Below are 25,368 nucleotides of genomic sequence, written 5' to 3' on the forward strand. Positions count from 1 at the left end.
AATTTTTGCTTCTCTATAAATATTTAATGACTCTCTATATCATTTATATATATATGAACTTTATCAAAATTTTATATTGTATTGTTTATAATATTCTATCATTTTATTCATAATTAATTGATTAATTGTTTATTTTTGAAATCTAAGGTTTTATTGTTTCTGTTTTCCAAGAATCAAAACAGTATTCTTGTGCAACATAATATTAAGCACCAAAACTTATCAAGTATTTGACAGAAAGAAGGTGTTTTATGGGTACAAAAATTTCTACCTCAAAAAAACAAAATTTAATAAAGTTAAAAATTATCTTTATTGCATCTTTTTTATTATATTTTTTCTCAAATAGTTTAATCTATGCACAGTCTAATTTGAAGACAGATTCAGATTATTTAGTTCCAATTGGTAACATCATACAGATTGATGCTGAGTTAAAAAATGTAATAGTTAGAAATTATGTTGAAGGATCTCCTTTTACACTAGGTGATGCTATTATAGCAATTAACAAAACTCCTATTAATGATTATAGTGATTTTTCAAAATTACTATCTAGCATATCTCCTTCAGATAAAGTTTCTGTTTTAGTAGGAAGAGGAACTCATAATTTCACCTTAGAAACTACTAAATCTGAATTAGAAAAAGTAAATATTAATGGTTTACTTTCAGGATTTGCTACTTTAACTTATATTAACCCTGAGGATAATACTTTTGGAGCTATTGCTCATCCAATTAGTGTAGGTACTTCTCGAAAAGTTGATATAAGATTAGGTAATATATCTACAACTTCAGACTTACTTATCCAAAAATCAGTTAAAGGTAGTGTTGGGTCAATAAGTGCTAAAAGGAAAGATACTATTGGTCAATTTACTTCCAATGCTGACTTTGGTATTAAAGGTGATATTGTAGGATTTGATACATCTAATTCAAAATCATATAAAGTTGCTTTTTTAGATGAAGTTCAATTAGGTAAAGCTCAAGTTATCTTGCAAACAACTTCTAATGGTTGTCAGAAATTTGATATACAGATAATAGATATACAAAAACAAAGATCACCACAAGCAAAGACATTAAAGTTTAAAATAGTTGATAAAGATTTATTAGCTCAAACTGGAGGAGTTGTCCAAGGAATGAGTGGTACTCCTATAGTTCAAGGTGATAAAATAATTGGTGCTATATCTCATGCAGTTGAGAATGATCCAAGTTTTGGATATGCAGTTTTTATTCAATGGATGATTGACAATTAATTTTAATATTAGGGAGTAGAGTTTAATCTACTCCCTATTTATCTATATTTTGTATTTTTTTATAATTTATATTCATTTTTTATTATTTTATTTGCTTTTAACATTATTTACATCCACCTTAGGAATAGTATTTATTACTCCATTATCGGGTATATTTACATAGCTATTAGGAACATCTCCTACTATTATAGTTTCGCATATTGGTATTTGTGCTTTTACTTCTTTAGTTGTAGTCGTTAATGGTATTACTACTTTTACTTGCGTTTTAGCTTGTAGATAAATTGAATGCCTTGATTGATTAATTCCTGATGATTCAAAGTTAGTCTTAAAATCTACTGACACTGTTCCTATTGGCTCTATAGATACTTTTAGTTGTGGTCCATATTTTGCAAGTATAGGACTTCCCAAAGCTGTTCCTATTGGTATGTAAGAAGTTGTAGTTTTTACTTGTTTTAGTTCCTCCTGAATTTGTAATGCTACATCTGACGCTATCTTATTCATCATTATTGTATTAGCTTGAATCATTGTTATTTTGCCATCTGAGTCTAGCTTAGTATTCATTAAATCAGAGTAGCTTATTTTATCTTTTACTATTTCTCCAACAGCCTTATTTATTGATCTATTTGCTAATTCTAAGGCCTTAGTTTCTGCAAGTACAGTTATTGTAGGTCTTAAACTTGTATCTACGTATATAAAACTTCCTATAAATACTGATAATACAAATATAGTTGAAAAAATAACTATTATTTTCTTAAAATCGTTACTTTTTGGTTCCATAAGTTTTCTCTTCATATTATTCCCCCTTACATATATTATGTTCTTATTCTTTATTACTTGCTTTTTTATTGATATAATTATATTTTTTTATAAAATCGAAGTATTACATATTTTTGCCTATCTTAGCTAAAAATAAATGGTATTAATATTCTTTTTAATACCATTTATTTTTTAATTTTTTTCATTATTTTTATTCATAAAAAAATGTATACTATTTTTTTTATATTGGCGTATACATAAAGTGTTACATTCTATTCATTTTTATTATGTAATTAGAAAATTATGCATAGATGTGGTATAATATTACATTAAGTAAGGAGGTTAAGCTTAATGAGTAATGATAACAATGAGAATAAAAATAAAATTAGAAGAAAGAAAGTTACTTCATCATCTACACCAAGTAGTTCAAGTGCTTCTCGCAAAAGTGTTAGTAGACCTACAAGGCCAAATAGTAGCTCTTCTTCAAAACCTAGTAGCTCTTCTTCAAGGCCTAGTAACTCTTCTTCTAATAAGAAAAAAAGTACTCTACCAAGTAATAAGAATGACAAGTTTAAATTCTTAAGAGTTGCTGGTATAGTATTTTTAGTTATGTTAGTTGTTGGAACTGCAGCTGGGACAGGTTTAGTGTTTGCTTCACTAAGAAATGTCGAACCAGTTACTAAAGCACTTCTAGATAAGAAGACTTATCAAACAACTACTATTAAATATTCTACAGGAGAAATTTTATCTAATGCACCTAGTGTTAATAAAAAAGAACCTGTACGCTTAGATGATATGAGCGATTATATAAAGAAAGCTGTTATTGCTATAGAGGATGAAAGATTCTATGAGCATGGCGGTGTTGATGTCAAAGGTTTACTTCGTTCTGTTGTTAAGACCTTAACTGGGACTAAGCAAGGTGGTAGTACAATACCAATGCAGGTATCTAAAATGTTATTAACATCTAAAGAGCAAAGTATACCTCGTAAGATTAAAGATATTTACTATGCATATGAAATGAGTAAAACTTTAACTAAAGATGAAATTTTAGAAGTTTATCTAAATAACTTCTTCGTTGGTAAAGGTCTTTCTGGGGCTGAAGCTGGTGCTAGAGGATATTTTGATAAACATGCTAGTCAGCTTACTTTAGCAGAGTCAGCATTACTTGCTGGATCTACTAAAAACCCTACTAAATACTCTGCTTATAGAACTGCCAAATTAGAGGGTACTGAAGGTAAAGAGGATGTAGAAAACAAGTTATTGTTCTTTATAAATACTCCTGATGATCTCCTTGATGATCCTTCTGTAATGGAATTAGAAATGGTAGATAAGTTAGATTCATGGGGACTTATTTCTACAAAAGAAACTTATAAACAATTAAAATCTGGTACTATGGTTGTTAGAAAAGCTGTAAATAACCAAGATGCTAAAATAAGACAAGAAACTGTTTTAGCTAAAATGCTACAAACGGGTTCTATAACTCAAGAGGAACATGATAAAGCTGTTGCTGAAGAAATAAAAATAAAACTTCCTAAACCAAAAGATACTGTAGTATCTTCAGTTGAGGACCTTATTGAATACGAAGTTATAGATGCTTTAGTTGAACAAGGTAATACTAAAGATGAAGCTTATAACCTATTCTACAATGGAGGATTAATAATAAATACAACTATTGATCCAAGTATGCAAAATGTATTAGAAGGTGAGTATGATAAAAAAATAAACTTCCCTGGTACGAGAAATACTAATGGTATACCTCAGCCACAGTCTTCAATGGTAATTTTAGACTATAGAAATGGTCATATAAAGGCTTTAGTTGGTGGTAGACATATAACAGGAAGAAAAGGTATAAATAGAGCTACGTATCCAAAACAACCTGGATCAACTATTAAACCACTATCAGTGTATACTCCTGCTATTGATACATTAAAATTAACTCAATCTACTGCATTTAGCGATGCTAAAGGTGGATATAAATTTAAACAAAATAACAAATGGAATCCTAACACTACTACTGCCGGAAGTGGTACTATGAGTTTACGTAAAGCTCTTGCGTACTCATCTAATACTATAGCTATAAAAACTGCAGAAATGTTAGGTGATAATTATGAAGATACTATTGATGTAATGATAGATTATCTAAGAAACTTCGGAATAAGTACATTAGTTGATAGTAAAACTTCTGACCCTACCCATAATGATAGAACTTATCCAGCTTTAACATTAGGTGGTATGACAAAAGGTATATCTCCACTTGAAATGGCAGCAGCTTATGGTACTTTAGCTAATGGTGGGGTTTATGTAGAACCTATTATATTTACTACCATAACTAGTTATGATGGTCAGCTAATAGTAAAAAATACTCCTGAAGAACACAAGGTAGTAGAGCCTGATGTAGCATATGTTATAACAGATATGCTACAAGCTGTTATAACTGAAGGTATCGGTAAATCTGCATCTCTTCCTAAAGATATGCCAGTTGCAGGTAAGACAGGTACAACTAATAAATCTTTAGATGTTTGGTTTGTTGGTTATACACCTTATTATGTCGGTGCAACTTATATCGGAGATGATGGAGGTATAACCGATCCTAATACAGGTAAAATATTACCTAGACAAGGTGTATCTGGTGGTAGTGGTACTGCTGCTAAATTATGGGCTAAAGTTATGAGACAGATTCATGAAAACTTAGATACTGTTAAATTTAAAGTACCAGAAAATGTGTACTTTACTAAGATAAACTTAATAGATGGTGGTAGATCTTCTGGTGGTTCTAATGCTGCATTTATAGAAGGTACATCTCCTAGCAGATATTCTTCTTATAGAAATCCCGCTCCTAAAGTGGAAAAGAAGCCTGAAGAAGAAACAATTACTACTCCTGAAAACGGAAATGATAACTCTACAAACCCTGATAATGGTGGTGGAACTACTCCAACTCCTCCTGATAACGGTGGTGGAACTACTCCAACCCCTCCTGCCGGTGGCGGCGGAACTACTCCAACTCCTCCTGATAACGGTGGTGGAACTACTCCAACTCCTCCTGCTGGTGGTGGAACTACTCCAACTACTCCTCAAGAACCGACAGAGTAAACGATAAAAATGGACTATCTTAAAAATGATAGTCCATTTTTTATTTATAAATATTTTTGTAAATCATTATTTTTTAATATTATGGTTTAGCTTTTGGAGTAAATACCACTGCCATTATATACCCAAAAACTATAGCAGCTGCTATACCTCCAGCTGTAGCTGTAGTTCCGCCTAAGAATATACCTAAAAATCCATCTGTCTCAATAGACTTCATAACACCTTTTGCTAGAGAGTACCCAAATCCCATAATAGGTACTGTTGCACCTGAACCACCAAATTTTACTATAGGTTCATATAATCCTAAAAATGTTAAAATAACTCCAGCTGTAACATAAGTTACCATTACATATGGTGTTTGCATTTTAAAGTAATCCATAAGTACTTGTGCAATTAAGCAAATGATGCCACCTACAAAAAATACTTTTATATAATCTAATATCATATTTTATCACTCCTCGTTAACTATAACCACAGCATGGGCAACGCAAGGTATAGTTTGTTTTTGTAGTGTACTTGTTGGCGATAATAAAGCACCTGTTGATACCAACATTACTTTATTAAATTCTTTATTTTTTAATTTATTATAAATATAACCTGCGAATATAGATGCTGAACACCCACATCCACTACCACCACAATGAACATCTTGTTCTTCTAAATCAAACACTTCGATTCCACAATCAGTATAAACATTTGAGATATCTATACCTTTTTCTTTTAACAAGTCTTCTGTAATTTGCTTACCTAACTTACCAAGATCTCCTGTTGCTATTAAGTCAAAGCTATTTGGGTTATCTTTAGTATCATTAAAGTAAGAGTATATAGTATCAATGGCTGCTGGGGCCATAGCTGCGCCCATATTATTCCCATCATCAATACCTTTATCTATGACTTTTCCTACAGTTAAAAACTTAACTTTAGGACCATTTCCTTTTGAACTTATAAGTACACTTCCTGCACCTGTAACTGTCCACTGTGCAGTCATCGGTTTTTGATTTCCAAGTTCTAAAGGAAATCTAAATTGTCTTTCAGCTGTACAATAATGACTTGATGTACCAGATAATATAAAATCTGCGAATCCTCCATCTATTAGCATTGAGCTCAAGCACATTCCTTCTGCCATAGTAGAGCATGCACCATATATTCCAAAAAACGGAATTTGAAGTTCTCTGGCTGCAAAAGAAGCTGGAAATAATTGATTTATTAAATCTCCACCTATCAAATAGTTTATATCTTCTAATTTTTTTCCTGCTTTCTCTGCTGCTTTTTTCATAGCAGTTTGGACCATTTTACTTTCCGATAACTCCCATGATTTCTCACCATATAAATCATCATCTAATATTAAATCAAAATATTCTGACTTAGGACCTTTACCTTCTTTTGGCCCTACCACAGATGCCGCAGATATTATAGTTGGTCCATTTTCTAATTTAACAGTTCTATTTCCTATTCTTTTAGTTGACATATATTCACCATCCTACTTTACAAGAGTAAAAATATAATAAAAAAATCCACATAAGATTGATGATCCTATACCATAAACTAATACAGGCCCTGCTACTTTAAATAAATTTGCACCTACACCTAAAACATAGCCTTCTCTTTTATATTCCATTGCTGGAGATACTATAGAGTTTGCAAATCCAGTAATAGGGATAATCGATCCAGCTCCTGCTCTTTTTCCTATAAGATCATAAACACCTAGACCTGTAAGAAATGCTCCTATAAATATCAATGTTATAGATGTTGATGTTGCAGCTGCCATTTTATCAAGTCCTGCTAGGTTCATATATGCATCGTTTATTCCTTGTCCTATAACGCATATAGTTCCTCCTACTAAAAATGCAAGAGTATAGTTTTTCAAGTACTTAGGCTTTGGACTTATTTCATCTACATATTGCTTATAATTTTTTTTATCCATAATTATCCTCCTTGTATTATTTGCCATCCTATGAACGATCCTACTACTTTTCCAATAAGCATAGATATTATTATATATTTTAAACACATTGTAGGGATTTTAAGTCTTCTAGATACTACCGGTATATAATCTAATACTTCTGTAAGACCTGAACTTAAAAAACCAACAAAAACTCCATAGGCTAATCCAAAGACAACTACTCCATTTTTCCCCAAATTGAAATGTATCCTTTGTATAGATATAAATCCACCCAGTAATGTACCTACTACTAATAAACATTCATATATGTTTATATATTCTTTTGTTTTACTAACTTGAGCCATCCTAGGTATAATACCAATTAATATTAATAAGGCAACTACACCTGCTCCTACCATTATTCCTGATGACACTCCAAATAAAATTAAAAATACTTTCACATCATACCTCATTATTTCTTTCTTAGTTGATTTTCTATTTCTTTATTCAAAGAAATCATTTTTAAGTCTAGAGGGCTAGGCTCTCCCTTAGAATACGTAGGTATAAATTTGTTAAAAAATATAGCCACTCCAATACCTATTCCGATTGAATATGGTAACTGAAAATAAGGTAAGTACAATTTAGCATCTTTAGTAATTGCATTTACCATCATAAATTGAGACTGTGCCATATTTACATCTGCATGAAAATTCATTATCCCCATTATAGAACCCATTAATACTACTATTGAAACTATAAACACTCTTAAATATTTTGTCTTATCTATTTTTAAGTCATCAAAAAATATTATTACATCATCTGGTTTTAAAAAATTAAGACGTAAATCTGAGTGCTTATTATTAACAGCTTCTATTATTTCACCTAAATGTATTACATCATACTTAGAAGTATTATTTTTATAATTTCTTAGGGATATTTTTTTCATTTTATTTTCATACTCTTTTGGATATACAGAGTATATATCCTCTAAATAAATACTACTTTTAGTAATATTAAAAGGGGTTATTTTTTTAGGTATTAAGTAAATATCTTCCATTCATAATCCCTCCTTCTTTGTTATTATTTGTTTAATACAAAAAAATAAACCATAAAATTTATTTAGATTTTTACTAAGTAAATTCATGGCTTATTTTAATTTAACTAATATATGATTTTAGTTTTGATAATACTTTTTTCTCTATCCTTGAAACTTGTACTTGAGATATATTTAGTAATTCTCCTATTTCACTTTGAGTTTTATCTTCAAAATATCTCAACATTATTATCTGTCTTTCTCTTTTTTCTAATTTTCCCAATACTTCTTTTAAAAGTAAATTATCAATTACCTTTTCTTCTTCACTTTCGCCCTTCATACTTATTTTATCTATTAAGCATATCGGATTTCCTTCTTCTTCATGTATTACTCCATGTAAGTATTCTACTGAAAAATTTGATTCCATAGCCATTACTAAATCTTCTTTTTCTACATCAAGCTCTTTGGCTAACTCTTCAATACTAGGCTCTCTTCCTAACCTTTTGGTTAGTATTTCACTAGTTGTTTTAGCTTTTATGGCTATTTGCTTTAAAGATCTTGATACTTTAACCATACCATCATCTCTTAGATATCTTTTAATTTCTCCTAAAATCATAGGTACCGCATATGTTGAAAACTTGACATTAAACTTTGGATCAAACTTATATATGGCTTTCATTAAACCTATAGAACCTAATTGGAATAAATCATCTCTATCATAACCTATATTTAAAAATTTTGTAACAACACTTCTAACTAATCCTAAATTATTAGCTATTAAAATTTCTTTAGCCTCTTCATCCCCATGCTGTACCTTATCTATTAATTTAAGTGTCTCTTCATGGCTAAGCAATGCTCTTTTTTCTTCTTTTTTTGCAGTTATCCCCATAATAAAACCTCTATTCTTTTTGGACTTTATTTAGGTAAGTTTATTTTTTTTGTCATTACTATCTTTGTTCCATCATTTTTTATTGAACTTACCGTTACACCATCCATAAAGCTTTCCATAACAGTGAATCCCATACCTGATCTTTCAAGCTCTGGCTTTGATGTATAAAGTGGTTGCATAGCCATTTGAACATCTTCTATACCATTTCCTCTATCTTCTACTACAATTTTTACTTCATCTTCATTTTCATTTATTTCACATCTTAAGTATACAAACTTTGACTCATCTTCATCATATCCATGTATGATGGCATTTGTTACAGCTTCTGATACTGCTGTTTTTATATCTGCTAATTCATCTATTGTTGGGTCTAACTTTGCTGCAAAAGATGCAACTATAACTCTTGCTAAACTTTCATTTTCAGACTTGGCAGAAAACTTCACTTCCATTATATTACTCATAATATATTCCCCCTTACAAAGAACTTACTACTTCTTCATATGTATCATAAATGCCTATTATCTTGTTCATACCTGATAAATTAAATATTTTTTTGACTCTTGCATTTACGTTTACTACTGATACTTTTCCACCTTCGTTGGAAACCTTTTTATATCTTCCTATAATTACACCTATACCTGATGAATCCATAAATTTGATATTTTTAAAATCAAATATTATATTTTTTACTGACTTTGACATCAATATATCATCTATTTCATCTCTAACTTCATTAGTTATATGATGATCTAGTTCTGTAGACATAAATTCTATTACTAGATTTTTGTTATCTAAAGAATATTTTATCATTAGTATGCCCCCTTACTTTATTAAAAGTTATCTTAACTCTCTTATACTTCTAAATGAATTCTAGTAAGCAACATACTTATCCTTCAGTGAAATTTAACTACTTTTGTTTTATTATGTCTACAAAGGTTTCGTTATACACTACTTGTCCCCCCATATCAGATGTTCCACCTTCTATTAAGAAGTTTGGATTACCGTGTTTTTTCCACCATCCTGCATACATTTTTATAATATAATCACCTATACTATTATCTATGTTTATTTCAACGTCTATTTTGGCATATTTGGATCTCAGACTTACAACCTCATTATCTTCTATATTTAACATATTTGCCATTTTATAGTTAATATATGCCTTAGATATACATTTTTTATCCATAAAGTGTTGGCTGAATAATGTTTCCGAAGAATGATTAGTTAAAATTCTAAATCTATTTTCCTGCTTTATACTATAATATTTAGGTATAGGACTTAGTCCATCATTTTTAGCTTCATTAGAATATAATTCAAATTTTTTAGAATCTGTTTCAAATTTTTTATCTTCCCATGCTATAGGATTATGTATAGTTATAAAATCTTCTTTTATTTTTTCTAAGCTTATATTTTTATAAAATTGGCTTAAAGGTTTTATTATTTGGTTTAAATATTCTCTTTTGCTAATATAAGGATATTCTTTAATATTCATTTTTTTTGCTAGTTCTCTAAAGAAATAGTATTCATCCATTAATATGTGTTTAGGTTCAGCTACTTTTTCATTATAGGTTATATATGGATTTGTCATTGAGCTAAATACAATATCTTCACTTTCTAAAGTATTTGTACAAGGTATGAACAAATCACAAGCCTTAGCTGTGTCTGTCATAAACATATCAAAACATACCTTAAATTCAATTCTTGAAATAGCCTTTTCTAATTGATTTAGATTTGGTAATTGATTTAACAAATTACTTTTTGTAATAATAGCCATTTTTAGAGGTATTTTTTGTTCATTATCAATACTATCATTTATAAATTCACTTATTTCACTAACGTAAAACTCTCTATTATCACAATGCTTAGAACTATTATAAGGATCTAAATTTAGTACTTTTGGATATACCATATTAGCATAGTTTATTCCACCTCCGCTAAATCCAATTTGACCTGTTATAGCACCTAATGCATTTATTGACCTTATTGTATTTCCTCCATTTGTATATTTTTGCATTCCTGTACCTATGTGAATACAACTATATTTATTAGTGTATAAATCAACTAATCTTTCTACTATATCTAATGTTACGCCACACTCATCTAATAAGTAATTTATATCTAGTGTATTTAAATATTTTTTATACTCCTCAAACCCATTAACATAGTTTTTTATAAATTTTTTATCAAATAAATTCTTTTCTATTACAATTTTCGCCATAGCCATAGCTAATGCACCATCTGTTCCTGGTTTTATTTGAACGTACAAATCAGCCTTATCTGCTGTAGATGTTTTAATTGGATCTATAACAACTATAATGGATCCATTTTTCTTAGCTTTATTTATCATTTGCATCGTATGTATTGTAGTATATGCTGGGTTTTTGCCCCAAACAAAAATACTTTTGCTATTTAGCATATCTTCTATTGCATGACCTTTAACATACCCAAAATCATATTTTTGAGCTTTTATTCCTGCACTCCAGCATGGTCCACCTTTACCTCTACTACCACCGCCATAAAAGTTAAAAAATATTTCACCTATACTTTTTAGTACTGATCCATTTCCATATTGTTCATAATACATTACAGACTGTGAAGAATAGCTTCGTTTATAGTAATTTAACTTTTCTGCCATTATATTAATTGCTTCTTCAAAACTTATCTCTTTCTATTCTCCATTAACTTTAAGCAGTGGCTTGTATATTCTATCTTTGTGATTTAACCTAGTTACGTGTGCTTTTCCTTTTTTACATATCATCCCCCTTGTATATGGATGATTTTTGTCCCCTTCTATTTTGATGATTTTGTCATCTTCTACATATACGTTAAATTTGCAACAATCAAAACAGTCCAAAGTACATCCATGACTTAGTATTCTCATATGCTGATACCTCCATTATGTAATTATATGTATTATATCAAATTTAATTTGGTCATATGTATACTTTTATTACAATATAATGTCTTAAACATAAAAAATCCGCTTCGCTCAAGCCACTGCGTGGGCGCTACACTTCATGGCGCCAAAGACTTCGTTCGTTGCTCAAAAAAAAGCTATCTCGTATACGAGATAGCTTTTAATTTTACATTATTTCTTTTTTCTATTAGCTTGTTCTATGTTTATTTTGTTACCTTTTATTTTTATATCTTTCATTTTTTCTAGTACTTTCTTAGCATTTTGCTTAGGTACTTCAACAAAAGTATATTTATCATATATATCTATAGTTCCAACTAATTTTCCTGGTATTCCAGCTTCACCAGCTATAGCTCCAACTATATCTTTAGCTTGAACTCTTTGGTTTCTACCAACATTTATGAATAATCTTACCATTCCTTCTTGAGCTCCAGTAGTTCCTTTTGAACGACCTTCTCTTCTTTCTCTAGTACGCTCTCTTGGCTTTTCTTCGATTATTTCTTGTTTTTCTTCACCTAAAGCTAATTTTAGAAGTGCAGCTGCTACGTCCATTGAGCTGTAATCTTCTTCTGCTTCTTGGCAGAAACTTTCTATCCATTGTAATTGCTTAGCTAAATGCCCTTCATCTATAACAGTCTTAACTTCTTTGAAGAATGCACTTACTTTCTTTTCTTCAACGTCTGCTATTGATGGTATATCATGCTTAACTAATTTAGTTTTAGTATACTTTTCTATATCTCTCATCTTTCTCATTTCTTTTCCAAATACGAAACTGAAAGATATACCATTTCTACCTGCTCTACCAGTTCTTCCTATTCTATGAACATAGTATTCTTCATCTTGTGGTAAATCATAGTTAAATACTGCTTCAACATCATCAACATCTATACCTCTAGCTGCAACGTCTGTAGCTACTAGTATATCTATTGTTCCACTTCTAAATTTATCCATTACTATATCTCTTTGAGTCTGCTTTAAATCCCCGTGTAAAGCATCTGCAAAGTATCCTCTAGCTTGTAACTCACTAACTAATTCATCAGATCCTCTCTTAGTGTTGCAGAATACAACAGATAATTTAGGATTGTAAACGTCTACTAATCTACATAATACTTCTAATTTGTTAGCCGATCTTGTTTCTATATAATATTGCTTTATGTTTGGAACTGTAAGTTCTTTTCTAACAACCTTTATATGCTCTGGGTTATTTTGATATGCTCTAGTTAAATCTAATATTCCCTTTGGCATTGTAGCTGAGAAGAATATTGTTTGTCTTTCTTCTGGAGTTTTATCTATTATAGTTTCTATATCTTCTCTGAACCCCATGTCTAACATTTCATCCGCTTCATCTAATATAACCATTTTCACATTATCCATTTTTAATGTTTTACGGTTTATATGGTCTATAACACGTCCAGGTGTACCTATTACTATTTGAACTCCACCTTTTAATGATTTTATTTGTCTATCTATTGGTTGACCACCATATATAGGTAAAGTTTTTATTCCGTGCATATACTTTCCTATTTTTCTTATTTCTTTAGAAACTTGTATTGCAAGTTCTCTTGTAGGACAAAGAACTACCGCTTGTAGGCTCTTGTCTTCTGGATCTACTGTTTCTAATACTGGTATACTGAATGCTGCTGTTTTTCCCGTTCCTGTTTGTGCTTGTCCTATAACATCTTTTCCAGATAATATTACAGGTATTGATTGTGATTGTATTGGAGATGGCTCTTCAAACCCCATATCCGCTATAGCTTTTTTTATATCGTCGTTTATTTGTAAATCTTCAAATTTCATTATATTCATATATTATTTCCTTTCCGTTATCAGTTTATCTTAACTTTTCTATTATATATTTATTTCAGATAATATGCAATTAGTATTTTGTCCCTTATATATAGAGAATATTCACGACGATATAAACTTAAATAATTTTTTATGTAACAATATACATTAAGTACATTGTAGTTATATATGTAAAATAAATAAGTAACATTAATAGCCCTTGCCATCTATAGATTCTATCTTTTTTAATAGTAGGTAATATTAATGTAAGTAATAAAACTATCATAAACGGAAAATCTATTTTCATTGTTTGTGATAATATAGGTATGTTGTTTGGAATAGCAGATATGCCTATTACCGATACAATATTTAATATGTTAGCTCCTAATACATTTCCTACTGATATAGCATGATGCTTCTTTTTTATTGCAGTAATAGATGATACTAGCTCTGGCAAAGATGTTCCTAAAGCTATTACAGTTAAGCTTATAACTCCTTGAGGTATACCTATTACTTGTGCTATTTTAACACCATTATCTACTAATAACCTTGAACCAACTACCATCATTACTAGTCCTAAAACAAAAAATATACCTATATATATAAGCTCAAATATATTTGTATTTTCTTTTTTTCTAGAAGATTTAGATATCTTTTTATTTTCATCTGCTACACTTTTATAATTTGTATACATATATATAGCTAACATTATTAAAAGCATTAAACCATCATTTTTAGTTATCTTTCCATCTAAGCCAAATACAATTAATAAAATTACAGATATTAATAATAAAACTGATTTTGAAAAAAACATATTCTTATCTACTTTAAACGGACTTATAAGTCCTACCAATCCTAGAACCAATCCTGTATTACAAATAATTGATCCTACTGCATTTCCTAAACTCATTGTTGTATGCCCTTCTAAGGACGCAAATAAAGATACTGTTAATTCAGGCAATGTTGTTGCAAAACTTACTATTGTAGCGCCTAATATTAATTCAGATATATTTGTTTTTTTACCTATTATAACAGTATAGTTTATAAATATATCCGCACCTTTAGTTATTAGTATAAAACCAAGTAAAAATAGAAATACTACTATTAACATAAATTCACCCCTTCCTTATATAAATAGATATTCAGAATATGTACATACTATGCTAAGAGTTTTATTTTTAATATTTAATTTTTTTTATTTTATTATGTTTGATATTAGCTATAATTGGGTATTTATGTACTATAAGATATTAAAATAAAAGTCAGTTGTCTAAAAATCGACAATTTCATAACAAATTTTGTATACAAAATACTATTTTTATGTTATGCTTATATTGTTTAAAAAATATCTAGCTAGATTTTATATATAAATTAAAACAAATTAACTTTTTACAAAAACTAAACCTGACTTAACTAAGGAGGCTATTCACATGAATGCATGGCAAGGATTTAAAGAAGGTAGATGGACTAAAGAAATAGATGTTAGAGGGTTCATCCAAGCAAACTACACTCCATACGAAGGAAATGATTCTTTCTTAGCTGGAGCTACAGAAAACACTAAAAAATTATGGGACGAAGCTATGGCTCTTTTCAAAAAAGAAAGAGACAATGGTGGAACTCTAGATGTTGATACAAAAACTGTATCTTTAATAAATGCATATGGACCAGGATACTTAGACAAAGAATTAGAAACAATAGTTGGTTTCCAAACTGATGCTCCATTAAAAAGAGCTGTAATGCCATTCGGTGGTATAAAAATGGTTGAAAACTCTTGTAAAGCTTACGGATACGAATGTGATCCTGAAATAAGCGAAATATTCACTAAGTACAGAAAAACTCATAACCAAGGTGTATTCGATGCTTATACTGCTGAAATGAGAGCTGTTAGAAAATCTGGTATAGTAACTGGATTACCTGATGCTTACGGAAGAGGTAGAATAATAGGAGACTACAGAAGAGTTGCTTTATACGGTGTTGATAAATTAATAGAAGATAAAAACAACCAAAAAGATACTTTAGACGTTTCTACTATGGATGAAGGCGTTATAAGATTAAGAGAAGAAATAGCTGATCAAATAAAAGCTTTAAATGAATTAAAGAAAATGGCTGCTACTTACGGATTCGATATATCTAAGCCAGCTACTAACTCTAAAGAAGCTGTTCAATGGTTATACTTCGGATACTTAGGAGCTATAAAAGATCAAAACGGAGCTGCAATGTCATTAGGTAGAACTTCTACTTTCTTAGATATATACTTCGAAAGAGATTTAGCTGCTGGTACTATAACTGAAGAAGAAGTTCAAGAAATAATGGACCACTTCGTTATGAAGTTAAGAATGGTTAAATTCTTAAGAACTCCAGAATACAATGATTTATTCTCTGGTGACCCAACTTGGGTAACTGAGTCAATCGGTGGTATGGGAATAGATGGTAGAACATTAGTAACTAAGAACTCATTCAGAGTTTTAAATACTCTTTATACTCTTGGACCATCTCCAGAGCCAAACTTAACTGTATTATGGTCTACTCAATTACCAGAAGGATTCAAAAACTTCTGTTCAAAAGTATCTATAGATACAAGTTCAGTTCAATATGAGAACGACGACTTAATGAGACCATACTGGGGAGATGACTACGGTATAGCTTGTTGTGTATCTGCAATGAGAATAGGTAAGCAAATGCAATTCTTCGGAGCTAGAGTAAACATGGCTAAGACTTTATTATACGCTATAAACGGTGGTGTTGATGAAAAATCATTAGCTCAAGTTGGACCTAGATTCGAGCCAATAACTTCAGAATACTTAGACTATGATGAAGTAATGGCTAAGTTTGAACCATTCACTGATTGGTTAGCTAACTTATATGTAAATACATTAAACGTAATCCACTACATGCATGATAAGTACTCTTATGAAGCATTAGAAATGGCATTACATGATAGAGACGTATACAGAACTATGGCTTGTGGTATAGCTGGATTATCAGTATGTGCTGACTCATTATCTGCTATAAAACATGCTAAAGTTAAAGCTATAAGAAATGAACAAGGAGTAGCTGTTGACTTCGAAATCGAAGGGGATTACCCAATGTACGGAAACAACGATGATAGAGTTGACCAAATAGCTTGCGACTTAGTTGAAAACTTCATGAACAAAATAAGAAAGAACAAAACTTACAGAGATTCTGTTCATACTCAATCAATATTAACAATAACTTCTAACGTAGTTTACGGTAAGAAGACTGGTAATACTCCTGATGGTAGAAGAGCTGGACAACCATTTGCTCCAGGTGCTAACCCAATGCACGGAAGAGATAACAGCGGAGCTTTAGCTTCATTATCTTCAGTTGCTAAGTTACCATACGAACATTCTCAAGATGGTATATCTAACACATTCTCTATAGTACCAGGTGCTTTAGGAAAAGATATGACTGAAAGAGTTCAAAACTTATCAGCAATGATGGATGGATACTTCGGAGATGGAGCTCATCACTTAAACGTTAACGTATTTGATAGATCTACTTTAGAAGATGCTATGGAACATCCAGAAAAATACCCTCAATTAACTATAAGAGTTTCAGGATACGCTGTAAACTTCATCAAGTTAACTAGAGAACAACAAATGGACGTTATAAACAGAACATTCCACGGAAAAATGGCTTAATTATAACATCTAATTTCTTACATCGACAGTTTATACAATTGTCACAAATCAAAGTATATAATTTTTCAGAGTGTAAGTCTCATCAACTTACACTCTTTTTTTATAATTAGCTCTCCCCTTTTCTCTTTAAATAAAATTAATTAATGCATTTAAACTATATACACTCCGATATATTGATTATAATCATATTATGTTTTAACATATATTTTCTGGGTATAATATAAATATAGTAAAGATTACATAAACGTTTGTTATAGACTTTAAATATATAATATTCTATAATATATTTATAAAGGATTTTTGTATACAGTATATTACACATAAAAATAAACTTAAATTTAAAATCAACTTATGAGGTGACTATAATGGTTAAAGGAAGAATTCATTCAATAGAAACATTTGGTACAGTAGATGGACCAGGAATAAGATTTATATTATTTATGCAAGGATGTCCATTAAGATGTAAGTATTGTCATAACAGAGATACATGGGATGCTAAAGGCGGAAAAGAATACACTACAGATGAAATAATAAATCAAGCACTTAAGTATTCTTCATATATGAAATTCTCTGGCGGTGGTATAACTGCATCAGGCGGAGAAGCTACACTACAACCAGAATTCTTAACAGAATTATTTGCTAAGGCTAAGAAAAATAATATACACACTTGTTTAGATACATCAGGATTTGTTGATATAGAAACTGTAGATCCTATACTAGATAATACAGATCTTGTTTTACTTGACTTAAAACATATGGTTGAGGAAAAATCAAAAGATTTAGTTGGTGTTGGAATTGAGAAAACATTAAAACTTGCTAAACATTTAGACGAAAGAAATATACCAGTTTGGATAAGACACGTTCTTGTACCTGGAGTTACAGATGATGTTGAAAACTTAGAAAAAATAGGTCAATTCGTTTCAACACTTAACAATGTAGACAGACTAGAGTTATTACCTTACCATACACTAGGTGTTCATAAGTGGGAAAACATGGGTATTGATTATCAATTAAAAGATACTCCAGATGCTACTAGTGAAGATATTGAAAAAGCTAAACAAATAATAGAAAAATTTGGTGTTAAAGTATTTAACAAATAAATTTAATTACGCCCTTTTTAAATTCATTTTGAGTTTTTAATATATAAAATAAAAAAGCCCTAAGGGGCTTTTTTATTTTATATATATATTTAATTAAAATTCCAAGTCTTCTACTTCTATATTATCTATAGCATCTTGTATTAGTTTTTCAACATCTAATTTACGTTCAGACATTTCTATTCTATCTAACTTAGGCTTTGTAACAGGTTTCTTTGGAGAGAATACTGTACAACAATCTTCTTCTGGTAATATAGATGTTTCAAAAGTTCCTATCTTTTGAGCTATATCTACTATTTCAGTTTTATCCATAGCTATAAGTGGTCTAAATACTGGTATGCTTACTGAAGCATTTGTACAAGTTAATCCTTGTATTGTTTGAGAAGCAACTTGTCCTATACTCTCTCCAGTTACTAAAGCATCACAATGTCTTTTTTGAGCAACTCTTTCAGCTATTTGCATCATAAATCTTCTTGATATTATTGTCATCTCTTCTTCTTTACAGCTTAAACCTATAGCTTTTTGTATCTCTAATATATTAACCTTGTGTAGTCTTACTTTACCACAATATTTAGCTAATATTTTACCTAAATCCTTTACTTTTTCTTGTGACTTTTCACTTGTAAACGGATAACTGTGGAAATGTATACACTCTAAATCCATACCTCTTTTAGCTACCATCCAAGATGCTACTGGACTATCAATTCCTCCTGATAAAAGAGACATTGCTCTACCATTAGTTCCTAAAGGTAATCCTCCATATCCAGCTACAGTATCACTATATGCCATTACATGTGTTTGTCTATATTCACATTTTATCTTAACCTCTGGATTTCTAACATCAACAGCTATTCTATCTTTTACCTGAGATACTAAGTATCCACCTATATCTAAACTCATCTCTTGAGAAGTTAGTTCAAGACTTTTATCTCCTCTTCTACTTTCAACCTTAAATGATTTAGCACCTTGCTCTATTTTTTCTTCTAACATTTCAAGTGCTAATTCTTTTAATTTATTATAGTCTTTTTCAGCTCTAACAGCTGGACAAACGCCAACTATACCAAACACTTTTTTAACTTCTTCTATTACCTCTTCATAATCATAATCTTCTAGATCTACATATATTCTTCCGAATTCTTTGTATACCTTAAAATCACCTAAAGGCTTTAATATATTTTTAATATTTTTTATTAATTTATTTTCAAATATATATCTATTTTTTCCTTTAACTCCAATTTCTCCATACTTAACGATTAATGTATTGTACAATTGTCTCACCTCTTGTTTTTATTTTATTTAAATTATTTTTAATCAATTTAACGTCTTCTTATTATCATCCTTAAATCATTTACTGATTCAACTAAAACTGGAATAACAGATTTAACATCTTCTTCAGTATTTAAATCTGATAAACTAAATCTTATAGCTCCTTCTATTTCCACTGGATTTAACTTCATTTCATTTAGTACATGACTTCCTTTTTTCTTTGATGAACATGCAGACCCCGTTGACACATATATACCTTTTTGTTCTAAATAATGAAGTAAAACCTCTCCTTTTACTCCTCTAAAAGATACATTTAATATGTGACAAACTCCATCTTCTGGAGAATTTATTTTTATATCATCTATATTTCTTTCTATCTCATCTTTTAATAAGTTTTTTAATGAATTTATCTTCTCTATAGTAGCATCTAAATCTTCATTTATAATACTTACAGCTTCACCTAGTCCATATATCCCAGGTGTATTTTCTGTGCCTGATCTTACTCCTATCTCTTGACCACCACCTGTTAGTATAGGCTTTAATCTATTATTTTCTTTTATATACATAAATCCAATTCCTTTTGGGCCATGGAACTTGTGCCCACTTACACTCATAAAATCTATATTGTATCTTGATGGTTTGAAATTTATCTTAGAATACGACTGAACTGCATCTACATGTAGATAAACTTTATCATTTAAAGATTTTAAATACTTACCTATTTCCTGAATTGGTTGTATTGAGCCTACTTCATTATTTACATGCATTATACTTACTAAGCATGTAGAAGGTTTTATAGCCTTCTTAAACTCATCTATATCTATTTTTCCAGTAGTATCTACAGGTAAATATGTTACTTCAAATCCATCTTCTTCTAGGTCTTTTAATGTATTTAAAACAGATGGATGTTCTATAACTGTTGATATTATATGATTTTTTCTTTTTTTATGTAAATTTGCAACGCCTCTTATTATAGTATTATTTGCTTCCGTTCCTCCAGATGTAAAGTATATTTCTTTATCCTTTGCACCTAAAGTTTTAGCTATATTTTGTCTTATAACTTTTATATTCTTCTCTACTTCAATACCTTTTCTATGTAATGAAGATGGATTAGCATAATCTGTACTTAATGCGTAAACCATTTTATCTATTACTTCTTCATATGGCTTTGTAGTTGCACTATTATCTAAATATATATCCATATACTTCACCGCTTTCTATTTAATATATAAATTTATATAAATTAATTATCAAATTTTATTCTTTTTTAATAAAATCACTTTTATTTATTGTTTCCAAATTTATATCTTATTTATCAATGATAATAAAATATTTGTTACAAATGAGTGTAAATGTAAGATGAATACTTCTCATAACGTTTATTTTTCAATACTTTAGATTTTAAACTCACATCCTTTTATTATATCACTATTTCTATTTTTTTTTAATATTTAATCCCTAATATTAGGAAATATATATTTTTTTGTAACAAAAAGTCGCTTCACTCCTGTCGCCAAAGACTTCGTACATTGCTTAGAATATAATAATAAAATTTATGAAAACGTTTATTTTATCCTTTTTTGTAGAATTGTAAATTTTTACAATATTTTTTGTAATAATCTATTGATTTTACTGTCGAATTTTGATATTATTTACTTATGGTTATCCCCCTGATAACCTTAGTAAAATCTCTATTCCCAATACCCCTTTAAATGAATATTTTTATTCATTTATAACCTACTTCACGATCGGATATCGAAGTAGGTTTTATTTTTTTGTATAAATTTATAAGTTAATAATATATATAATTCGACTAATATTGATTCTATACGCTAAAAAAAATATTTTAAGATATTTTTTTGAAAACTATTGATTTTTCTGTCGAATTTTGTTATCATTAATACATGGTTATCCCCCTGATAACCTTAATTAAAATCTCTATTCCCAATACCCCTTTTGAACGGATAGACTTTATATCCATTGGTTAAGTTGTCAACGGAAGTCAACTTAACAAAAAAAAGAGCTTCCCCGAGCTCTTTTTTTTATGCATATTTTCAAAAATTTTTCTTAAAATAAATCACTATTTTTTTATTTTAACATTCACATAATAGACCTATATATATTTTTTTTGATATAATCTAATTATAATATATTAAAACGTTTTAAAGGAGGCAGTACATATGGCTAAAAAGAAAAAAGTAGCTATAGTTTTCACAGGTGGAACTATATCTATGACTGTAGATGAAAAAGTTGGTGCAGCTATACCGACATTATCAGGTGAACAAATAATGTCAATGGTTACTAATATCGATAAAGTTGCTGAAGTAGAAGTTCTTAACTTCGATGAAATCCCTGGACCTCACATAACTCCAGCAAGAATGATGGAGTTAAAAGACTATGTAAATAATTTACTTGTAAGAGAAGATATTTCTGGAGTTGTAATAACTCATGGTACAGATAGTTTAGAAGAAACAGCTTACTTCTTAGATTTAACTATAACTAGTATAAAACCCGTAATAGTTACTGGAGCTATGAGAAGTAGCTCAGAACTTGGATATGATGGTCCAAGTAACCTTTCTGCTGCAGTTTGTACTGCAATTTCTGATGATGCTATGGGTAAAGGTGTTTTAGTTGTTTTAAATAACGAAGTAATTTTAGCATCAGAAGCTACAAAAACAAATACTTTATCATTAAATACATTCCAAGCATTAGGATCAGGCCCTCTGGGTATAATAGATTGCAATGAATTAGTATTATCTAAAAATACTGGATCAAGAACTATAATTGATACTTATTCAGTGGAGTCAAAAGTAGCTTTATTAAAATCAGGTGTTGGAATGGATGATGAATTTATAAGATTTGCTACAGATAGCGGTTATAAAGGAATCGTTATAGAAGCTATGGGTAGGGGTAATATACCTCCTCAAATGTACGAAGGAATTAAGTATGCTAGAGAAAACAATATACCCGTTGTTATAGTATCTAGATGTCACTCTGGTAGAGTATTTGATAGCTATGGCTACTTAGGATCTGGTAGAGATTTAAGAAACCTAGGATGTATATTCGGCGGTGACTTACCAGGACAAAAAGCTAGAATAAAATTAATGTTAGCTCTAGGCAAAACAAATAACTTAGATGAGATAAAAGATTTCTTTGAAAAAGGAATTTATTATTAAAATAAAAGGATGGCTAAATAATACTTCTTATTTAGTCATCCTTCTTTTTAATATTATTCTATTTAATTAAAAAACTATCCAACTTAAATTCAGAATTTAAGTTTAACTTTATACTTTCCAAATCATATTTTTTACCATACATACTTTATAATCAAGTACCCTATCTCCATCACCAAATCTTATTTTAATAGAACTCCCGTCCTTTTGTATTATAATACCTTCTTTAAATTTTTTATGATATATTTTGTCTCCAACTGTAATTTGTTCTATCTCTTTTTTAGTAGGTGCTTTTATGTCATCAATAAACCTTGATTTAGATACTTTTTTTCCATACTTATTTATAGGGTAACTTATATATAGGTTTTCTTCTGCCCTAGTTATTGCTACATACATAAGTCTTCTCTCTTCCTCTATTTGTCCTATCTTTTTTTCATCATCTTCTATATCATAAGATTTTTCATGTGGTATAGTTCCCTCATTAGCGCCTATTATATAAACATTTTTAAATTCTAGTCCTTTAGCACTATGCATTGTTGTAAAAATAACACCATCTGTATTTTTATTGTTCTTATTATCTACTAATTCTGATTTAACTCTATCTATATGTTCTAGGTAATCTTTTATAGTTTTAAAATTAGTGGCAGAACTTTCTAATTCATTTAAAATCTCTATTAATCCATTTGTTTTTATTTTTCGGTTTGTGCAATAATCTAATATATATCTATCATAATCTAGACTTGTCCTAATGTAAGATATAGCATTTTTAGGATTTAAGGTTTTTAAATAACTTAAATCGATATCTAAATCATTTATAGTTTTTACTTGCTTAGGATGTAAATTACATTTATTTATTAGTGCATTTATAAAGTCGGCTTCATCCTTTACCATATTTACATTATCCTTAGATATATATCTAAATGGTTTATTGATTATTCTTACCCAGTCTTTGTTATTTTGAGGATTTAATCCTATTCTTAGATATGCTAATATATCTTGAGCTGCCCAGTGGTCATATATAGTTATTATAGAGTCTTTTACTACAAATGGTATTCTCATATCCATAAATACATCTACAAGTGCTCTAGACTGTATATTAGTACGGTATATCACAGCAAAATCCGAATACTCTACATAATCTTTTTTTATTTCTTCTAATATATCTTTAGCTACAAATACGGCTTCTTCTTCTGAGTCCTCTGGTGATACATAATTGATTTGAGCTCCATTACCTTGACCGTACTTTATAATTTTTTCATATCTATTTTCATTTTTTTCTATAAGTCTATTAGCAACATCTATAATTTCTTCCTTTGATCTATAATTGATGTCTAAAACGACTTTATTTGTACCTTCAAAGTATTCTTCAAACTCTAATAAGAAATCAGGCCTTGAACCTCTAAATCCATAAATACTTTGATCTTCATCTCCTACTACAAATATATTATTAATAGGGTTTGCTATTAATTTAAGTACTTCAAATTGCACCTTATTTATATCTTGAAATTCGTCTACAAGAATATACTTATATGCACTACGTACTCTTTGTAATGCTTGATTATTATTCAATAACAACTCATATGTTTTTATTAACATATCATCAAAATCTATTTTATTTGTTTGATTTTTATACTCTTCGTACAGATTATAGGTTTTTATAAATTCATCACTACTAAGTATTTCTGAATCAAAATCATATTTATCCATTAACTCATTTTTCACAAATGATATTTCATTTATTACTTGTCCCACAGTCTCATCATCATCTGCATTTTCTATATTTAAATTTTTCATAATACCTTTTAGCGCTAATCTTTTAGATTTTTCGTCTAATATGCTATCTAAATCATATTTAACAAAAAATCTTAAAATCCTAAAAAATATAGAATGGAATGTTCCATATGTAACTTTATTCATTCTATAATCTTTACTTAAACTTAATGCTCTATTTTTCATTTCTAGTGAAGATGCTTTTGTAAAACTTATTGCTAATATACTTGTAGGCTTTATTTCTTTATTTACTATCATATTAGCAATTCTATATGTTATAACTCTTGTTTTACCTGACCCAGGCCCTGCTAATACCATACAGGGTCCATTTAAATGCTCTACTGCCCGCTTTTGATTTTCATTTAATTTATCTATACTTATCATAATTACCACCTTGAAATATTATTTCCATTCGTTACTTAATACTTTTCTATTTTTCATTATAAACTTTATACTAACTATATATACTAAATATACTTCTAGCTAAAACTATTATAATCTATAATTAAAATAATTCAAATTTTTACTATAATTAAAACCATACTTTATCAGTTCTATTTTATAAATATGAATCCATTCAGGTATAAAAATTACCCTTTCATGTAAAATCTATTGTTTATTAAAATTATAAATGATATCCTTACAATGCAAATCACTACTAAGCATTTAACATTTATAGATTATGTTAATTAAAAAATGAATTTATTATTTTTAACCTCTATTTACTAGATATTATTAAATTTATTTAGTGGTTTAAGCATCATCCTAACTTAGATATTTATATGGCTTGATATAAGTATCTAAGTAGCTTTTTAA

19 protein-coding genes and 1 pseudogene are annotated in these 25,368 nt (G+C 29.3%); 5 read left to right on the forward strand and 15 right to left on the reverse strand.

Going from position 1 to position 25,368, the window contains the following annotated elements; genetic code table 11:
• The first annotated feature begins 248 nt into the window (after positions 1 to 248).
• Positions 249 to 1,238: a SpoIVB peptidase S55 domain-containing protein gene (locus NWE74_RS09395; RefSeq protein WP_258242934.1), complete on the forward strand. Its 990-nt coding sequence runs from the start codon at positions 249 to 251 to the stop codon at positions 1,236 to 1,238.
• Positions 1,239 to 1,325: 87 nt separating this feature from the next.
• Here the strand turns inward: NWE74_RS09395 and yunB are convergent, their stop codons facing one another.
• Positions 1,326 to 2,030: a sporulation protein YunB gene (yunB, locus tag NWE74_RS09400; protein ID WP_258242935.1), complete on the reverse strand. Its 705-nt coding sequence runs from the start codon at positions 2,028 to 2,030 to the stop codon at positions 1,326 to 1,328.
• A 315-nt stretch (positions 2,031 to 2,345) separates the two neighbouring features.
• Between yunB and NWE74_RS09405 the strand changes: the two genes are divergently transcribed.
• Entirely contained in the window at positions 2,346 to 5,084 is a 2,739-nt protein-coding gene (locus NWE74_RS09405; protein ID WP_258242936.1) for a transglycosylase domain-containing protein, read from the forward strand.
• A gap of 79 nt (positions 5,085 to 5,163) precedes the next feature.
• Here NWE74_RS09405 and spoVAE read toward each other — a convergent pair whose 3' ends face one another.
• The 11 genes and pseudogenes from spoVAE to NWE74_RS09460 all read right to left on the reverse strand — a co-directional run bounded on the left by spoVAE (position 5,164) and on the right by NWE74_RS09460 (position 14,695).
• Positions 5,164 to 5,526: a stage V sporulation protein AE gene (gene spoVAE, locus NWE74_RS09410; RefSeq protein ID WP_258242937.1), complete on the reverse strand. Its 363-nt coding sequence runs from the start codon at positions 5,524 to 5,526 to the stop codon at positions 5,164 to 5,166.
• 6 nt (positions 5,527 to 5,532) lie between these two features.
• Positions 5,533 to 6,549, reverse strand: coding sequence for a stage V sporulation protein AD (spoVAD, locus tag NWE74_RS09415; protein ID WP_258242938.1), 1,017 nt, complete (start codon positions 6,547 to 6,549; stop codon positions 5,533 to 5,535).
• Between the two features lie 12 nt (positions 6,550 to 6,561).
• Positions 6,562 to 7,005 carry a stage V sporulation protein AC gene (gene spoVAC / locus NWE74_RS09420; protein ID WP_258242939.1) on the reverse strand — a complete coding sequence of 148 codons (444 nt, stop codon included), beginning with the start codon at positions 7,003 to 7,005 and terminating at the stop codon, positions 6,562 to 6,564.
• A gap of 2 nt (positions 7,006 to 7,007) precedes the next feature.
• Entirely contained in the window at positions 7,008 to 7,424 is a 417-nt protein-coding gene (locus tag NWE74_RS09425) for a stage V sporulation protein AB (RefSeq protein ID WP_258242940.1), read from the reverse strand.
• An 11-nt stretch (positions 7,425 to 7,435) separates the two neighbouring features.
• Positions 7,436 to 8,020, reverse strand: coding sequence for a stage V sporulation protein AA (locus NWE74_RS09430; protein ID WP_258242941.1), 585 nt, complete (start codon positions 8,018 to 8,020; stop codon positions 7,436 to 7,438).
• 100 nt (positions 8,021 to 8,120) lie between these two features.
• On the reverse strand, positions 8,121 to 8,885 hold the full coding sequence (gene sigF / locus NWE74_RS09435) for an RNA polymerase sporulation sigma factor SigF (RefSeq protein WP_092726662.1): 765 nt from the start codon (positions 8,883 to 8,885) through the stop codon (positions 8,121 to 8,123).
• 26 nt (positions 8,886 to 8,911) lie between these two features.
• The gene (gene spoIIAB / locus NWE74_RS09440) at positions 8,912 to 9,346 is read right to left on the reverse strand and encodes an anti-sigma F factor (RefSeq protein WP_092726660.1); all 435 of its coding nucleotides are present in this window, start codon (positions 9,344 to 9,346) and stop codon (positions 8,912 to 8,914) included.
• A 13-nt stretch (positions 9,347 to 9,359) separates the two neighbouring features.
• On the reverse strand, positions 9,360 to 9,695 hold the full coding sequence (gene spoIIAA / locus NWE74_RS09445) for an anti-sigma F factor antagonist (protein WP_092726658.1): 336 nt from the start codon (positions 9,693 to 9,695) through the stop codon (positions 9,360 to 9,362).
• A 97-nt stretch (positions 9,696 to 9,792) separates the two neighbouring features.
• Positions 9,793 to 11,766, reverse strand: a pseudogene (locus NWE74_RS09450) (molybdopterin-dependent oxidoreductase).
• 207 nt (positions 11,767 to 11,973) lie between these two features.
• Positions 11,974 to 13,605 carry a DEAD/DEAH box helicase gene (locus tag NWE74_RS09455; protein WP_258242942.1) on the reverse strand — a complete coding sequence of 544 codons (1,632 nt, stop codon included), beginning with the start codon at positions 13,603 to 13,605 and terminating at the stop codon, positions 11,974 to 11,976.
• A 130-nt stretch (positions 13,606 to 13,735) separates the two neighbouring features.
• Positions 13,736 to 14,695 (reverse strand): calcium/sodium antiporter, encoded by a 960-nt coding sequence (locus NWE74_RS09460; protein WP_258242943.1) that lies wholly within the window; start codon positions 14,693 to 14,695, stop codon positions 13,736 to 13,738.
• Positions 14,696 to 15,014: 319 nt separating this feature from the next.
• Here NWE74_RS09460 and pflB point away from each other — a divergent pair, with 319 nt between their 5' ends.
• Complete coding sequence (gene pflB / locus NWE74_RS09465; protein ID WP_258242944.1) at positions 15,015 to 17,246, forward strand: formate C-acetyltransferase; 2,232 nt, start codon at positions 15,015 to 15,017, stop codon at positions 17,244 to 17,246.
• Positions 17,247 to 17,611: 365 nt separating this feature from the next.
• Entirely contained in the window at positions 17,612 to 18,346 is a 735-nt protein-coding gene (pflA, locus tag NWE74_RS09470; RefSeq protein ID WP_258242945.1) for a pyruvate formate-lyase-activating protein, read from the forward strand.
• Positions 18,347 to 18,439: 93 nt separating this feature from the next.
• Here the strand turns inward: pflA and thiI are convergent, their stop codons facing one another.
• Positions 18,440 to 19,612 carry a tRNA uracil 4-sulfurtransferase ThiI gene (gene thiI / locus NWE74_RS09475; protein ID WP_258242946.1) on the reverse strand — a complete coding sequence of 391 codons (1,173 nt, stop codon included), beginning with the start codon at positions 19,610 to 19,612 and terminating at the stop codon, positions 18,440 to 18,442.
• A gap of 47 nt (positions 19,613 to 19,659) precedes the next feature.
• The gene (locus NWE74_RS09480) at positions 19,660 to 20,811 is read right to left on the reverse strand and encodes a cysteine desulfurase family protein (RefSeq protein WP_258242947.1); all 1,152 of its coding nucleotides are present in this window, start codon (positions 20,809 to 20,811) and stop codon (positions 19,660 to 19,662) included.
• A gap of 978 nt (positions 20,812 to 21,789) precedes the next feature.
• Between NWE74_RS09480 and NWE74_RS09485 the strand changes: the two genes are divergently transcribed.
• Complete coding sequence (locus NWE74_RS09485; protein ID WP_258242948.1) at positions 21,790 to 22,785, forward strand: asparaginase; 996 nt, start codon at positions 21,790 to 21,792, stop codon at positions 22,783 to 22,785.
• Between the two features lie 108 nt (positions 22,786 to 22,893).
• Here the strand turns inward: NWE74_RS09485 and NWE74_RS09490 are convergent, their stop codons facing one another.
• A complete protein-coding gene (locus NWE74_RS09490; RefSeq protein WP_258242949.1) occupies positions 22,894 to 24,936 on the reverse strand; it encodes an ATP-dependent helicase in 2,043 nt (680 codons plus the stop codon).
• Positions 24,937 to 25,368 lie beyond the last annotated feature (432 nt).

The organism is Romboutsia lituseburensis (assembly GCF_024723825.1).
GTDB classification, from domain to species: Bacteria; Bacillota; Clostridia; order Peptostreptococcales; family Peptostreptococcaceae; genus Romboutsia_F; species Romboutsia_F lituseburensis_A.